Genomic DNA, 15,419 nt, shown 5'->3' on the forward strand with positions numbered 1-15,419 from the left:
GGACTCAACGGGCGGCCGCAGAGGGTTACTCTGCGGCCGCCCGGCCTTGCTCTGAGGCGTTGCGGAGTGAGTCTGGCGAGGTATCAGCTGTCGGTGGGTGGGGTTTCTGAATGGTCCATCCTGAGGAAGCGGCTGGGGTCGCCGGCGGCGCTGGCGCTGGAGCTGAGCCAGGCGTTCAGACCGTCGGGATCACGGCGTTCCAGCTCGTCGAGGCAGCGTTGACGAGCCGTCACGATGCGCAGCCGAGCTGCCGGCGTGATCGCCTGGTTCAGGTCCTCGAAGCTGTCATGCCATTGCCGGCAGAGCTCGGCCGTACTGGTCGCCGAATCACCAGGTTCCCCTGGCTGCGGCCAGTTGGGGGAGTCGCCGTACCAGCGGACGACAGGTGGTGAGGTGGCGACCAGGGCCAGAGCCAGCAGCAGTACTACGGCGCCGAGGGCGAAGGCGAGACCTGCAAAGGCCAAGAGTCCCAGGAAGGGCAGCGCGGCGAGAAGGCCTGCCTGCTTGCTGGTTCGCCGTTCTTCCTGGTCGCCGGTGTTGCTCGACGCGTGACCGACAGCCGCTGTCAGGCCAACGACGATGGTCAGCAGGACGAACGGGATCAGCAGGTCGAGTGGCAGCACGATCAGTGCCAGGCCGATCCCTAGACCACCGATCACGCCGCAGGTTGCGCGCCAGACGAAGCTGTAGGCCATGGTGTTGCCACTCTCACGTGCTGCTCTCGGTCCCCGCGTTGCGTTCGAGGTTCTCGACCCGGCCCTGGTCCTCGCCGGCGTCCAGCAGGTTGTCGCGCGGCGCACCGGAGTCCGGGTACTCCGCCATCGCGACAGCCGGGTGGTGCAGGTCGAAGGCCGGGCTTTCCGACCTGATCCGCGGTAGCTTCTCGAAGTTGTGCCGCGGCGGCGGGGAGCTGGTCGCCCACTCGAGTGAGCGGCCCCAGCCCCATGGGTCGTCGACGCCGACGAGCGGCGCCCTGCGTGACTTGTAGAGGTTGTAGAAGAACGGCAGCATCGAGATGCCCAGCAGCATGGCGCCGACCGTCGAGATCTGGTTCATGGTGGTGAAGCCCTCGTTCGCCCCGTACGTCGCGTAGCGGCGCGGCAGGCCTTCCACTCCGAGCCAATGCTGCACCAGGAACGTGGTGTGGAAGCCGATGAACAGCAGCCAGAAGTGCAGCTTGCCGAGCTTCTCGTCCAGCATCCGGCCGGTCATCTTGGGCCACCAGTAGTAGAAGCCCGCGAACATCGCGAACACCACCGTGCCGAAGACGACATAGTGGAAGTGCGCGACCACGAAGTACGAGTCGGACAGTTGGTAGTCCAAGGCCGGCGAAGCCAGGATCACGCCGGTCAGGCCGCCGAAAAGGAAGGTCACCAGGAAGCCGACCGACCAGAGCATCGGGGTGTCGAACGAGATCGAGCCGCCCCACATCGTGCCGATCCAGTTGAAGAACTTCACCCCGGTGGGCACCGCGATCAGGAACGTCATGAAGGAGAAGAACGGCAGGTTCACCGCGCCGGTGACGAACATGTGGTGCGCCCAGACGGCGATCGACAGGGCCCCGATGGAGAGGGTGGCCGCCACCAGGCCGACGTACCCGAAGATGGGCTTGCGGCTGAAGACCGGCAGGATCTCTGTGATGATGCCGAAGAACGGCAGCGCGATGATGTAAACCTCGGGATGGCCGAAGAACCAGAACAGGTGTTGCCACAGCAGCGGCCCGCCGTTCGCGGCGTCGAACACGTGGGCTCCGAGGGCTCGATCCGCCTCCAGCATCAGCAGCGTCGCAGCGAGGATCGGGAAGGCGATCAGGACCAGGATCGAGGTGACCAATACGTTCCAGGTGAAGATCGGCATCCGGAACATCGTCATCCCGGGCGCGCGCAGGGTGATGATCGTGGTGACGAAGTTGACGGCGCCCAGGATGGTGCCCAGCCCGGCCATCCACAGACCCATGATCCACAGGTCACCGCCGACGCCCGGAGAGCGGACCTCGTTCGACAGCGGCGCGTAGCCGGTCCAGCCGAAGTCCGCGGCCCCGCCAGGCGTCAGGAACGCGGAGATGGTGATCAGGCCACCGAACAGGAACAGCCAGAAGCTGAACATGTTGAGCCGCGGGAACGCGACATCGGGGGCGCCGATCTGGATCGGCACGATCTCGTTGGCGAAACCGACGAACAGCGGTGTCGCGAACAGCAGCAACATGATCGTGCCGTGCATGGTGAAGAGCTGGTTGTAGACCTCTTCGTTGACAACCTGTAGACCCGGCTCGGCGAGTTCCGCGCGGATCAGCAGCGCCATCACGCCGGCGATCAGGAAGAACCCGAACGAGGTCATCAGGTACAGATGCCCGATCAGCTTGTGATCGGTGGTGGTCACCCATTTGCGAACCACACTGCCCAGGCTTCTCCTGCGCGGGAGCGCGGTAACACGCGCCCCGGCACTGATTCGCTCCGCCACATCAGCCATTTGCGTCTCCCCTTGCACGATCCCTCTCCGGACGCGCAGTGTCCAGTCGTAAGCAGCAAGAAAAACGAAGCCGAGGCTCCGTGTCGGGCTGTCAGCGGGGAGTGGCCAGGATTTCGCAGCCTCGGGGACGCGGCGGTCGACATCGTTGCGCTCGGCAAGCTTCGGATCGGCGCGACGGCGCGCGAGTTCGTCATACAGGATCTCGTCGAACTGCCTACTGCGGCGGCCAGAGGAGCCGGGGGCTGCTCCTCTGGGGCGGTCGCGGCGAGCGCGCCACCGTCTGCGGTGGCGGTCAGGACTTACTACTGGCAGGTGCCTTCGGTTTGGTCAGGGCGCGAAGGCTGGTGCCAGTTCCGGTGTACGGCGGAGCATCTGGAGCGCTCGCATCCGCATCGGGCCGATGCTGCCGATCGGAAGATTCAGCATTTCGGCGATCTCGGTGTAGGAGGGACAGCTGTCGGACATCAACAGGCGGATCAGCCGCTCATAGCGGCCGGGCAGCCTGCGTAGGGCCTGCTCCGTCGTCGGCTCGTATTCGCCGTCGACGGGGTAGACGTCGAGCACAGCCGTGCGGTGGCCATCGCTGTGCTCGGCTGTCGGGTCGGCGTACAGGAGGTACTTCTTCCTGCTCATCGCCAGTCGCAGACCTTCGCGCCGGGCCGTCGCGGCCAGCCAGGCCGGGAGGCATTCAGGGTCCCGGATCTGGTGACCGTGTTGCCACAACCGGAGCCAGGTCAGCTGAGCCACGTCGCCGGCGTCGCTGTGGCTGAGTCCGACACCACGAGCAGCGTGGATGAGCAGCTGGCCGTAGCGGCTTTCCAGCTCCTTCCATGCCGACCAATCAGAAGCCAGGGCCCGACCGAGAAGGTCTTCGAGTGAGGGTCCGGAATCGTTGTTACGGCGATTTCCCTCAGTCCGTTCGGTTTTGCGTAACGAGATCGTCGACACGCTCCACGTCCTTTCGCTGATGCTCGCGGACTGGCGACGATGCAGGAGCAAAAAGGCACAGGTAGGTCCCGCCGGCGAGGTTGGACGCCGACAGGTTGCCCGATCCGTTCTACGGGCGCGGTAAAGCCTCCCCGGTAAAATGTTGAACGGCCCTGTGCCTCACCACGTCCCCCGAGGTCCGTCGTCAGTGCCGCCTTCGCCCTCTATTCGATCACCGGCCCCGTCACGAAGGCGTAGTCATGCCGTCACGGAATCAGCGGTGTTGCGTCACCGCGGGCATACGCACCCGTCGGTAACCGGTCGGTAGCGCTGGGGTCCCGCAGTGACGGACCGAGCAAACGCAGTAACGGAGCGGCCATCATGGTGGTGATCAGCGCCATCACCACCATCACCGTGAAGGCGCTGTGGTTGATGATGCCGACACTGAGCCCGGCGGACAGGACGACGATCTCGGTGATCCCACGGGCGTTCATCAGTACGCCGAGGCCGACCGCGGATCGGACCGGTAGCCCGCCGGCCTTGGCCACCGGCACGGCTCCGCAGAACTTGCCGGCGATCGCGACCACCAGCAGCAGGCCGCCGGCAGCGAGCACCTCCGGCTGAGACACCGCCGCGGTGACGTCGGTCTGCAGGCCGATCGAGGCGAAGAAGACCGGTACCAGCAGCACACGGTTCAGCCCGCCGATCTGCTCTGCCACCTGACGCACCGGCAGGCAGTCCTTCGGCACCACCAGACCCGCCAGGAAGCCGCCGAAGATCGCGTGTACTCCGATCCGGTCGGTCGCCGCGGCGAGGCCCAGGATCAGGCCGAGCACCATCAGTACCAGGATCGGGGTGGGCACGGCTGCGGCGTACCGGTCTGCGAGCCACCGCAGTAGCGGTCGGAGGACCAGCAGGCAGCCTCCGCCGACCAGCAGAGTCAGAGTCAGCGACACCAGGGCTTCACCGGGACCCGCCGCCCGGATCATCGCCATCACGATCGCGAGTGCACACCAGGCGAGTACGTCGGCAACTGCGGCGCACAGCATGGCCAGTGATCCGAGCCGGGTGCCGAGCAGACCGCAGTCCTGCACTATCCGGGCCAGTACTGGGAACGCGGTGATGCTCAGCGCCGTACCGATGAAGATGATGAACGGCAGCCGATCCACTGACGGGCCGGCCAGCGTCGAGTAGAGCGGTAGTGCCGCGAGTACGCCGAGGGCGAACGGAACCGCCATGATCGCAAGGCTGGCTCCAGCGATCGCTCCCCGATCGCGACCGAGCCCTTCTCGACCGAACTCGGCGCCGACGGTGAACATGAAGACGGCTAGGCCGGCCTGTGCCAGCAAGCCCAGATGGGGCAGTACCTCGGCCGGCAGGATGGCGTCGAACAGCCACGGTGCCAGCGATCCGATCACCGACGGTCCGAGGATGAGACCGGCGATGATCTCGCCGACCACGGGAGGCTGGCCGATCAGCCGGGCCAGCCGGCCGCACACTGTGGCCAGCGCACAGACCACCGCGATCGCCAGCAGCAGCCGCCACATCAGCTGTGCCGGCGTCGGACCGCCGGCCGGTGGAAGGGAACCGGCCACGGAAGTGCGGTCCGACGTCAGCCAGCCGGCGGCGTACGCGAGAACCAGCAAGGCGACCGCGCCGGCGACCAGGCAAGCGGCGGCTGCGAGGCTGCGGCCGGGCCTGGATAGCAAGGATCTTTCCGTTCCAGGCACGGCGGCCTCCTCAGGTTTGTAGGGCTCCGTCAGCAGACAGCGCAACAGGAGTGAGTTGCTCCGCCGTGGCCCGGTGAATCCCGTTGGTTCTTTTCCCGGCCCGGCGAGCCAGGACGTCATTGGCGATGTCGGCGGCCCGGTTGCCCAGCACGCTGAGCAGCGAGTCGGCGATGCCGTGTGTCGCCTCGTTCACCCCTTGCAGGTAGCAGGCCGCGTCCGACGGCTCGCCCAGCTTCAGCCGGTACTGCCGGGTCACGTCGATCCGGTCCAGTCCGATCGCAGCGCTGAGGTTGCGGACCATGGCCGGCATCTCCCGGATGAAGCCAGTCCCGAGGAAGACCAGGTCCCGGCGCAGCTCTGTCACCGCGTCGGTCCTGCGGTCGGTCAGTTCGAGGACGATCTCGTCGCCCTCCGCCCGGGCACCGGTGATGTCGGTCATCGTCACCAGCCGCCGCTGCTCCACGCCACTCAGCTTGTCCAGGTACATGCTGGTGTAGAGGTCTTGCAGCAGGTCGGTCTCGACACCGGAGTAGTTCGTCAGGTGCATCTCCCGCAGGATCTGCTCCCTGCCTTCCGGTCGCGCCTCGAAGACCTTGTCGATGTAGGACGGGTAGTAGAGCTCGTTGGTGAACTTGTTCGTGTCGTACGCGCGCAGTCCGATCGACCGCATCACCCAGCTGACGTCGCTGGCCGGCAGGTCGGTGTGCAGTGCGCGGAACATCTCGGCCGCACTCTGCGCGGCGCCGACCACGGCGACCCGGTGCGGCTGCTCCTTGTCCAGCGCGGTCACCCGCGTGCGGTACCGCGTGCTGTGGACCAACCGGTCGGAGGGCAGGCCGGCCAGGACCGGCGGTACGTACGTGTCGCGCCCTGCGCCGATGACGAGGTACCGGCTGGAGATCGTGCTGCCGTCGGCGAGCTTGGTCAGCCAGCCTGTCAGGGTGCCGGCCGAGTCCCGGACCGGTGTGACCGACGTACATTCACAGCCGAGCTCGAGCCTCACCTTGCGCAGCGACTCCGCCACCCAGCTGAGATAGCCGGAGACTTCGAGGCGGTACGGCGTGAAGCTGCCCATGTTGATGAAGTCGTCGAGCCGGCCGACGCTGCGCAGGTAGTTGAGGAAAGTGAACTCGCTGCGCGGGTTCCGCAATGTCACCAGGTCTTTGGCGAAGGCCACCTGGCTCTTCGTCCAGGGCAGCAGCAGTCCGCGTTGCCACTCGATCGAGTGACCTCGTTCGATGACCAGCGTATTCTCTGCCAGGCCGTCGATTCCGAGTTCCTCGATCGCGACGGCAAGGGCCAGGTTCGCCGGCCCGGCGCCGATTGCGAGCAGCTCGACCTCACGGTTGATCATTCGGGCTCCAAACGTCTCGGCTCACCATGGCCGTCCGGAATACTCTGTCTCGTTCAAGGCTTCGTACTTCAGCTCGACCAGTTCCGCCGCGGCGGTCAGCCGGTCGGCACAGGTTGCGGGGTCGTCCGCGGTACAGATGACGTAGGCGTGCCGGCCGATGTGGGCCCGCGGTGGCAGCCGTACCGTCGCTCCCGCGGCCACCATCGGATGTGCTTCCACCAGGCCGGGAACCGCTCCCGGCTCCGGTACGCCGATCTCGATCACGCGGCAGTCCTCGGGCGGATAGCAGAACCGGATGCCCACACAGGTCCGGTGACCGGAGTCCAGCTGGGGCCGGATGCCCTGGGCGACGTCGGCCAGGACCGCGCCGGGATCGATGCCGGTGGCAAGCTTTCCGAGATAGGGGATCAGGTCACCGCCGAGCCGGCCGTTCACCTCGATCACCACCGGTCCGCGGGAGCTGAACCGGATCTCGGTGTGGGTGATCCCGTACTGCGCGCCGAGCGCCGCGTGCGCGGCCCGGAGCAGTTCGCGCAGCTCGGGGTCGGTCAGCAACGGGTCGTTGCCGTCGACGACGTGGCCGATCTCCTCGAAGTACGGCGGCGGCCCGAGTTGCTTGTGCGCGATGCAGATCGGCAGGTACTCACCCGCGACCACCGCACCGTCGATGCTGATCTCCGGGCCGTCGACCAGTTCCTCGATCAGCGCGCCGCCGTGGTACTCGGCCGGGCCGCTGCGGCTGGACTGGTCGGCCCGGTCGAACGCGGCGGCGATGCCGGCCGGGTCGTCCACCAGAGCGACTCCGATGCTCGCCGCCATGCCGCGCGGTTTGACCACGACCGGGTAGCCGATGTCCGCGGCGGCGGTGGCAGCCTCGTCAGCCGTGGTCGCTACCGCGAACCGCGGTTGCGGGAGGCCGGCGGCGGTCAGCGCCTGCCTGCTCTTGACCTTGTTGCGGCAACCTTCCGCGCCCTCGGGGGTCAGGCCCGGCAGGCCGAGCCGGTCCGCGACCAGTGCGGTGGCGATCACCGACGGCTCGTCGTACGTGAAGACGCCCAGGACGCGGTGGCTCCGGGCAACGGCCTCGGCCGCCGCGAGCAGGCCGGCCTGATCGAGCACCAGGCCTGCCCCTTCGAGTGGCACGACCACGCTGCTTCCGACGAGGTAGGGCAGCTGCCAGCCGGCCGGTTCGTCGTCGATCAACCAGAGCGGCCGGCGCTTCGCCGCACCCTCCATCAGGTACTGCCGGTAGGGCTGGAAACCGCTGCCGAGTTGCAGCACCACACCATCGGTGTTGTCCACGGGGTTCCTCTCGGATCGGACTACGAACGAGAGGCGTAGACCGTCCACCGCTGATACAGCCACCCGCTGGCGGGAATTGCCGGTGAACTGCCTGGCCCAATGACTTGTACTCATTTAGCTGACGCTTCAGACTTCACGGCAGGTGACGCGGGGGTCACTCGACGAGGAGGTTGTTGATGCTTGTACCGGGTGACATCCGCCTCGAACTGTTAGCGGTAACGCAGTGTTGTTTCATCATCACCGGCAGTGGGTTTTGTCTACCCACAAGGGGGAAACGGTCAGATGCGGGTTGAGTCAACAGGGGCGGGGCATCCGGATTCGGAGGCACCGCACGGTGAAGGTCACCAAGCCGTGAAGCTGCGGATGCTCGATGGCTTCCGAGTCGTCGTCGACCAACAGACCCTGTCTATCCCGCTCAGTGCGCGGCGAGTGGTCGCGTTCGTTGCACTGCGCGGTCGGTCCAGCCGTGCCGAGGTAGCCGGCACCCTGTGGCCGGAGGTGTCGGACTCCAAAGCTCAGGCCTGCCTGCGGACAGCGCTGTGGCGGCTACGCCAGCTGAGCCGGGACCCGCTCATCACCGGCGACGAGACGCTGCGCCTGGACGAGTCCCTCGACGTCGACGTCAACACGCTCATCACGGCCATCCGCCGGGTGATCAACGACGGCGAGTGTGGAGCCGACCAGGGCTTGTTGCCAAAGCTCGCCACGATGGGGGAGTTGCTGCCCGGCTGGTACGACGACTGGGTCCTGCTAGGGCGAGAGCGGCTACGCCAGTTGCAGCTGCATGCGCTTGAGCTGACCGCTCAGGCGCTGACCTGCGAGGGCCGGTACGCCGAGGCGATCGAAGCGGCGATGGCAGCAGTGCGGCTGGAACCGTTGCGAGAGAGCGCGACCCGGGTGCTGATCGAGGTTCACCTTGCCGAGGACAACGTGGTCGAGGCGATCCGCCGGCTCGAGTTCTTCCGGCGGAGTCTCGCCAGCGAGCTCGGGGTCGAGCCGACCGCGGAACTGGTGGAGCTGGTCCGCAGTCGGCAGACCGTACCGGACGCGCGCCGGGAGCTACCCGACATGCTCGGCCGCGGGCGGTACCTGGCCTAGATTTCCAGTGGACTCCACACGTCCTCGGTACCGAGCGCCTCCACGTTGTATTTGCCGAGGGCGCTGATGAGCAGTTGCAACTCCAGCGCCAGGCATTCGACCAGGTTGACCAGGCCCTGGTCCGGGTCGGTGTCCACAGCAAGGAGTGCAGCCCGGCCCAGGCCGGCCGCGTTCGCGCCGAGTGCCAGGCACTTGGCGACCCGCGCGCCTTCCCACATCCGGCCGGACACCAGTAGGCAGGACGGATCCGGCGCGGCCCGGTCGTGGCCGATCCGCCGCAGGCACTCGCCGAGGGGTAGCCCGACCTGGCGGAGGAACGCCCGCGGAGCCCACCCGGTACCTGCCTCAGCGCCGTCGACCGTCACCGCATCAGCGCCGGCCGCCCAGGCCACCTGTGCTGCCGCCGCGACGTCGCGGGCCGGTGGCAACTTCACCCAGATCCGGGCCCGCGGGTAGTTGTTGCGCATCAACCGGATCTGCTGCCGCAGGATCTCCTCGGTGAAGGTACCGGGGCTGCTGCTGCGCAGGATCTGGCCACCGCCGAGAACCGGGTCGAGGAGATAGGCGTCGGCCAGCCGTTCGGCCGCGCCTGCGCCGACCAGCGTCATTCCGCCCAGGCCTGGTTTGGCGCCTTGCCCCACTTTGAGTTCGAACGCCAGCCGGCCCGACTGCAACAGCGGCAGGACATTCGGGTCGCTGTACACCAGGTTCCACACCTCGGCGTCGGCGTCCTCGGTGCTCTGCTGCACCACCACTCCGCCGTACCCGTCCAGCGCCTCTTTCTGGTACGCGCTGATCCGCCCGAGCAGTGACTGTTCGGCGTCCGCCTCGAGCCGGCCGTAGCTGTTCACCGGCATGACGTTCTCGCCGACGACCATCGGGATGCCGAGGCGGCCGGCCTGGCGGCTGGCGGCGATCCCGAGGTCGACGCTCGCGGCCTCGGTCGAGCCGAAGGCCGAGACGTACAACGGCAGCGCGGAACGGAACCCGCCGATCGTCGTCTCGAGCAGTACGTCGCGATACACCGGCTCGCGGGCCAGCTCGATCAGCTGGGCCATCCGCTGTGGCACGAAGATCGGCGGCACCAGCCGGAGCCGGTCGATCGGGCACGTCGGATCGGGAGAGCCGACGTCGGCGCCGAACAGCGCCTGCCCGTACTCGTCGGCGGGCGGGAACGCATCCGCGGCGCCGGTTCGGGCCCGGCTTCGGACAGCTGCCTCAGGAAATGCCTCGGCGCGCAGGGTGGCCTCCTTCAAGAGATCCTTCTCTGCCGACCAGAGGCCGCGATGGGCCAATGAAAATACGACCAACCGGTATCACTGCCGGACCGCTGACCCCTCTGTTTGATAAGAGCGCCATCAAAGGGGACAAGTCAGAACTGCCGGGGGGCAACCATGAAATCCGCGCGCGCCATGAAAGTCCTGATCGGCCTGACGCTGGGCGTCGGCTCGATCCCGTCGCTGACCGCGGCCGAAGCCGCTGCAGCAGATCCTTGCCGGTTGCCGGGAGGTGTCCTGAAGTCCGGCGCGTTGGCAGCTCGCTCCGCGGTGGAGTGCGGCGCTGTCGGCCGGTTGGTGGATGCCGGCGACGGGGTGCCGCTCCCCGTTCAACCGCCTGGAAGCAGTGTCACGCTGGACGTGCTGTACCCGACCGGCGCCCGGACGTACACCTTGACCACCGACGCGCAGGGGCACGTGACCAGCGGCGGCCAAGCGATCGACAGTCCCACGATGTTTCCCGACCTGCCCGGTCCCGGAGCTTGCGAGCGAGACAGCTACGTGGTGCGGCCCTACAAGTGGTACTGGCCTTGGCTCTTCCGCACGACCAAGGGCACGGCTCTCGCCACCGACCGTCAGGCCGACTTCGACGCGGCGGCCCGACGGGCCACAGCCAACATCACCCAGGGCCGCAACACCTGCGGTCTGCGGGGCAAGACCGGCGCGGCCGGCGGGTTCATCGGCCACACTGCCCGGCAGGGAAACTTCGTCTACGCCGACGGCCAGACCACCTGCGGCGCCAACGACTATCAGAACGTGATCGACGAGGGCGATCTGCCCGGCGGTTTCCTCGAAGCGACGCTGGCGTGGACCTGCACCTGGGCCGAGACGCACCACGGCGTCACGATGGCGGTCTCGGCCGACATCAGGATGAACGGCAGCGACTACAACTGGACCTACCACCCCAGCGAGGATCCAGCTTGCGATCCGGCCTTTCCCCCAGACCCACAACGCTGGCGCTACGACGTGGAGTCGGTGCTGACCCACGAGGTCGGCCACGTCTACGGTCTCGTGAACCTCAGCGCCGCCGAGGACATCAACCAGACGATGTTCCCCGGCATCAGACGCTGCAGTGGACACATGCGCAGCCTCGGACGCGGTGACGTACTCGGTATGCGAGCGCTCTACGGACGCCGCTGACGGGTCAGCCGGAGGTAGAGCAGCGCGGCGGCGGTGACGATGACCGGCCAGATCAAGTAGGGACCGGCCATCAATAGCAGGATCACCACGGCTCCCTGCGCCACCATCGCGGCACGGCGTGCCTTGCTGCGCCGGGGGAGTAGCTTGACGGCCGCCGCGACACCGACGGCGTACACAGTGACGAACAGCCCGGTGGTGAGCAGCACGAGAGACGACGGGCCGACTCCTGCCGCTACTACGACCACCGCCGTCGCCATCGACATGACAGTGAGTACGGCGAGGCTGCGTCGGGGCACCTCGTCGGCGGCGCTGCCTCGGTCAAGCCAGGCCGGCAACGAGCCGTCGCGGGCCAACGCGGCACCGAGCCTGGCGGCGCCGGCGTAGTACGCGTTCATGGCGCCGAAGGTGAGCAACAGCGCAGCGGCGGCAGCGAGTACGCGGGCGTCGCCGCCGAGGCCGATCGCGAGCAGATCGCCAAGCGGTGCGTCAGTCTCGCCGGCGCCCTGGCCGAGGACAGTGATGGTGGCGAATGCGACGCTGAGATAGAGCACGCCAACGACGATCACTGCGATGGCCGTGGCCCGCGGTACGTCCCTAGCCGGTCGGCGAAAGTCCGCTGTCAGGTGGGTGACCGCCTCCCAGCCGACGAAGCTCCACACCAGCAGTGCGGCCGCCGGGCCGATCGCCTGCCAACCATGCGGCGCGAACGGCTGGAGGTTGCCCAGGTCGGCGTGCGGTAGCGAGAGCGCGACCGCCATGACCAGGAAGAGCGTCAGCAGCGCAGACAGGCCGATCTGGACCCGGCCGGTCACCTGGATGCCGAACGCGTTGGTGGCCGGTACGGCGATCATCAGCGCCAGCATGGTCGCGAAGACGGTGCTGTCACCGCCGCCCAGCCCTGCTTCGACGTACCCACCGGCCCACAGCGCAGCGGCCGGACCGCCGACAGGGACGGACAGATAGAAGCACCAGCCGACGACTGCCGCCGCCCGATCGCCGAACGCCAGCCGCGCGTACGTCGCAACGCCACCGGAGTCCGGGTAGCGCGCACCGAGCGCGGCGAACGTCGCCGCCAGTGGAGCCGAAACCACCGCGAGCCCCAGCCAGGCCAGCAACGACGCCGGGCCGGCGACGTCGGCAGCGAGAGCCGGCAGTGCGATCACACCGGTCGCCAGCACGGCTCCGACGTACAGAGCCGTGCCCTGGCCAAGACTCAGCCGGCCGACCGGTGCTGTGGTTGCATCCGTCATGCGGGATATCTTCGCCGCAACAGGGCGGTCACGGCGAGGCGATGCCCGGGACCTTCGGGAACGCGCTGGCCTGCCAGACCGAGTCCAGCCCGGCGACGTACCGGGTGAACCGCTCCAGGCCGAGACCGAAGCCCGCGCTGGGCGGCACGCCGTCCTTCAGCATTTGCAGGTACCACGCGTACTTCGCCGGGTTCTCGGCCGTCTCCCGCATCCGCGCGACGATGGTGGCGTAGTCCTGTTCGCGTTCGCTGCCGCTGCACAACTCGCCGTACCCCTCGGCGGCGATCAGGTCGAAGTTCCGCAGCATGCCGGGCTGGTCCTTGCTCTCCCGGTCGTAGAAGCCGCGCGATCCCTTCGGGTAGTCGGTGACGAAGAACGGCGTCTCGACCTGCTCCGACAACATCGCCTCGCCGACCCAGTCGATCTCGGCGTCCGGGCTCTGGGCGTGCCCGATGGCCGTGAGGTTGGCGACCGCGGTCGCGTGCGTCCGGCGTCCGAACGGCTGGGTCAGCAGCCCGGCGAGCGCGCCGATGTCGCGGCCGACGGCTTCGAGCTCGCCGGGCAGTTCCTCCACCACCTGCCGTACCACGTGCCGGACGAGGCCCTCGGCAATGCCGATGGCGTCGTCGCGGGACGCGTTCGCCACCTCGATGTCGATCTGGTGGAACTCGGCCAGGTGGCGGCTGGTCGACGCGGTCTCCAGTGGCTCCAGCCGGATGTTCGGAGCGATGAAGAAGATCTTGTCGAAGGAGGTCAGCGCCGCCTGCTTGTAGAGGATCGCGCTGGTCATCAGCTTGTACCGGTGCCCGTAGTAGTCCACGTCGACCTGCTTGGCGCCGCGTGCGCCCGGGTCGGTGACCGGTCCGATGATCGGCGGCAGCAACTCGGTGAAACCCTGGCTGCCCAGGAACTGGCGGGTCGCGGCCAGTATCCGGTTCTGGATCGTGAGCACCGACCGGGTGACCGGTGAGGTCAGGTGCTCACGCGGACTGGCGGGCAGCCGTGGTTCGGCCTGAGTCTCCGGGATCCGGGTCTCCGTCATCTGCTCTGCTCCTTAGTGAGTTCGTCCGACCGGGGCGGTGGGGTGGCCGGGACTTCCCCTGCCGGCGCGGCTCGGTATTCCTGCTCGAGGCTGGCGTTGTCGAACGTCCGCTCCACGTACGACAGCGAGGCGAGCAGCCCGGCTGCCGTCAGCTGGCCGGAGCCGGTGTGCCCGACGACGTCGCGGATCGGCATCGACCCGATGGAGGACCACTGCAACCTTCCGGCGCTGTCGAGGTAACTGCGGGCCCGGCTGGCATTGTCCGGGTGCAAGCAGTACGGCACGTCGAGATAGCCCCGCCGGAACGCGATAGCCAGTGCCGTGCCGAGATCCGGGCTGAGGTCGAGCACCGCCTCGATCAACGCGGTGGCTTCGGCGTGGATGCCGGTGTCGGCGACCTCGCCGGCGATCGTCGTACAGCGCTCGGCGGCGGCCGCGGCGGTCTCCAGCGCATCGATGTTCTCGGCGAAGGTGGGAATTCGGTAGCCCTCGGCAACTGTCTTCACGATCAGCCTGGCCGCGCCGGTCCGGACCGCCAGTCGCGCGGCCTCTTCGAGTAGCAGGGTGGCGCCGTTCGGCGTTCGTGGATAGACGCCCATGTAGGTGTAGATAACGATGTGCCAGTCCAGGTCCGGCAACCAGTGGGCGGCTAGTTGGCGCAGCGCCTGCACCGCCTCGGTGTCCTGGTCCGGATTGGTTTGCTGGGCGTAGCTCAGGGAGACGCTGCGGATGCCGTGCTGGCGGAAGAACATGCACTCCAGCACGCTCAACGCGACCAGCAGGCCGGGCGGGCAGAGCTGGCCCATCATGCAGCCGCCGAAGCTTTCGACGTGCGGCTCGACGCCGGTTTCCCTGACCTCCGCAAGGAGATCACAGCTGCGAGCCCAGTTCGGGATCGAGTCCACCAGCGGCACCCGGCTGTAGGGCAGGCAGTAGGAGACCGGCCCGCCCTCGGTCGCGTGCAGGCCGGCCTTGATCAGCGCGCCGACGATCGTCTCCGGCAGCGGCGAACCGTGCCGGATCTGGACGGGGAAGTCGGCACCGACCACGCCGTCCAGCACTGCCCGGGTGATGGCCACGTCGTGCGCGACGATGGGAAAGCCGTTCAGCTCGACCCCGGCCGCGAGCGCGGCGTGCGCGTTGACGTTGTCTCCCATCCGGGTATAGCTGTCGAGCGTGATTGTCCCGACGGTGGTGGCTGCGGCATCCCTGGTGGCCAGGAGCCCGGAGCGCATCGCGCCGGGATCGCTGACCCCCATCCGGGGCTGGACCACGAGCCGGCCCGCCCTTTGAGCGCGCGTGACGAAGTCACCGAACGAGCCGGTGGTCGGGTGGCTCACCTAACCACGCTCGCCGTCAGCTGGCCGACGAACGATTGGAAGGCGGTCAGCCCGGAGCCGTCCTCGAAGACCGCGTCGAATCCCGCGGACCTCAGCTGGGCCCGGCTGCGGTCGCTGCCCGGCCCGGCGATACCCAGCTTCCCGCCGATCACTACCGGGGTGAGGGCCAGTTCCGGGTGGCCCCGGACCTTGCCGATCAGCCGCAGCCCGTCGTGCCGGCCGTGACCGTTGACGCTGCTGATCACGATCAGATCGGGTCGCAGGCGAGCGCACTCGGAGACCATCAGCTCGTCCGGCACGCAGGCGCCGAGGTTGTGCACCCGGTGACCGAGTTCCTCGAGGACCAGTTGCAGGACGACCAGGTTCCAGGTGTGCGAGTCCGACGACACACTGGTCACCACGACGGACAGATCACCGGCGCTGACGGCTCTGTCCGCGGCGACGGCGGCGGCGTGGTCCATGCCAAGGAGAGTGCTGGCCTCCGTAGCCC

The 15,419-nt window shown here is 67.8% G+C and carries 13 protein-coding genes; 2 read left to right on the forward strand and 11 right to left on the reverse strand.

The features are described 5' to 3' along the window. Positions 1-83: 83 nt before the first annotated feature. The 6 genes from A3ES_RS0113770 to A3ES_RS0113795 form a co-directional block, all read right to left on the reverse strand. The gene (locus A3ES_RS0113770) at positions 84-695 is read right to left on the reverse strand and encodes a hypothetical protein (RefSeq protein ID WP_020387407.1); all 612 of its coding nucleotides are present in this window, start codon (positions 693-695) and stop codon (positions 84-86) included. A gap of 13 nt (positions 696-708) precedes the next feature. Continuing rightward, positions 709-2,469 (reverse strand): aa3-type cytochrome oxidase subunit I, encoded by a 1,761-nt coding sequence (gene ctaD, locus A3ES_RS0113775; protein ID WP_026162846.1) that lies wholly within the window; start codon positions 2,467-2,469, stop codon positions 709-711. 327 nt (positions 2,470-2,796) lie between these two features. Beyond that, complete coding sequence (locus tag A3ES_RS47130) at positions 2,797-3,417, reverse strand: RNA polymerase sigma factor (RefSeq protein ID WP_020387409.1); 621 nt, start codon at positions 3,415-3,417, stop codon at positions 2,797-2,799. A 245-nt stretch (positions 3,418-3,662) separates the two neighbouring features. After that, positions 3,663-5,126, reverse strand: a complete 1,464-nt coding sequence (locus A3ES_RS0113785) for a cation:proton antiporter (RefSeq protein WP_157630500.1) — start codon at positions 5,124-5,126, stop codon at positions 3,663-3,665. Between the two features lie 10 nt (positions 5,127-5,136). Continuing rightward, a complete protein-coding gene (locus A3ES_RS0113790; protein WP_020387411.1) occupies positions 5,137-6,480 on the reverse strand; it encodes a SidA/IucD/PvdA family monooxygenase in 1,344 nt (447 codons plus the stop codon). Between the two features lie 21 nt (positions 6,481-6,501). Further along, the gene (locus tag A3ES_RS0113795) at positions 6,502-7,782 is read right to left on the reverse strand and encodes an ATP-grasp domain-containing protein (RefSeq protein WP_020387412.1); all 1,281 of its coding nucleotides are present in this window, start codon (positions 7,780-7,782) and stop codon (positions 6,502-6,504) included. Positions 7,783-8,133: 351 nt separating this feature from the next. Here A3ES_RS0113795 and A3ES_RS47135 point away from each other — a divergent pair, with 351 nt between their 5' ends. After that, complete coding sequence (locus tag A3ES_RS47135) at positions 8,134-8,880, forward strand: AfsR/SARP family transcriptional regulator (RefSeq protein ID WP_020387413.1); 747 nt, start codon at positions 8,134-8,136, stop codon at positions 8,878-8,880. Here the strand turns inward: A3ES_RS47135 and A3ES_RS0113805 are convergent. Beyond that, entirely contained in the window at positions 8,877-10,136 is a 1,260-nt protein-coding gene (locus A3ES_RS0113805) for a glutamate synthase-related protein (protein WP_020387414.1), read from the reverse strand. The two genes, A3ES_RS47135 and A3ES_RS0113805, sit on opposite strands and share 4 nt — an antisense overlap. 138 nt (positions 10,137-10,274) lie before the next feature. Between A3ES_RS0113805 and A3ES_RS0113810 the strand changes: the two genes are divergently transcribed. Next, entirely contained in the window at positions 10,275-11,297 is a 1,023-nt protein-coding gene (locus A3ES_RS0113810) for a M10 family metallopeptidase domain-containing protein (RefSeq protein WP_157630501.1), read from the forward strand. Here the strand turns inward: A3ES_RS0113810 and A3ES_RS0113815 are convergent. The 4 genes from A3ES_RS0113815 to A3ES_RS0113830 are packed head-to-tail and all read right to left on the reverse strand — an operon-like array spanning position 11,282 to position 15,390. Beyond that, positions 11,282-12,547 carry an APC family permease gene (locus tag A3ES_RS0113815; RefSeq protein WP_020387416.1) on the reverse strand — a complete coding sequence of 422 codons (1,266 nt, stop codon included), beginning with the start codon at positions 12,545-12,547 and terminating at the stop codon, positions 11,282-11,284. The two genes, A3ES_RS0113810 and A3ES_RS0113815, sit on opposite strands and share 16 nt — an antisense overlap. Positions 12,548-12,575: 28 nt before the next feature. Then, complete coding sequence (locus A3ES_RS0113820; protein WP_020387417.1) at positions 12,576-13,589, reverse strand: asparagine synthetase A; 1,014 nt, start codon at positions 13,587-13,589, stop codon at positions 12,576-12,578. Further along, on the reverse strand, positions 13,586-14,929 hold the full coding sequence (locus A3ES_RS0113825) for a hypothetical protein (RefSeq protein ID WP_020387418.1): 1,344 nt from the start codon (positions 14,927-14,929) through the stop codon (positions 13,586-13,588). The genes A3ES_RS0113820 and A3ES_RS0113825 overlap by 4 nt, the downstream gene beginning before the upstream one ends. Further along, on the reverse strand, positions 14,926-15,390 hold the full coding sequence (locus tag A3ES_RS0113830; protein WP_020387419.1) for a cobalamin B12-binding domain-containing protein: 465 nt from the start codon (positions 15,388-15,390) through the stop codon (positions 14,926-14,928). The genes A3ES_RS0113825 and A3ES_RS0113830 overlap by 4 nt, the downstream gene beginning before the upstream one ends. Positions 15,391-15,419: the final 29 nt, after the last annotated feature.

It is taken from the genome of Kribbella catacumbae DSM 19601, from assembly GCF_000372465.1.
GTDB classification, from domain to species: Bacteria; Actinomycetota; Actinomycetes; order Propionibacteriales; family Kribbellaceae; genus Kribbella; species Kribbella catacumbae.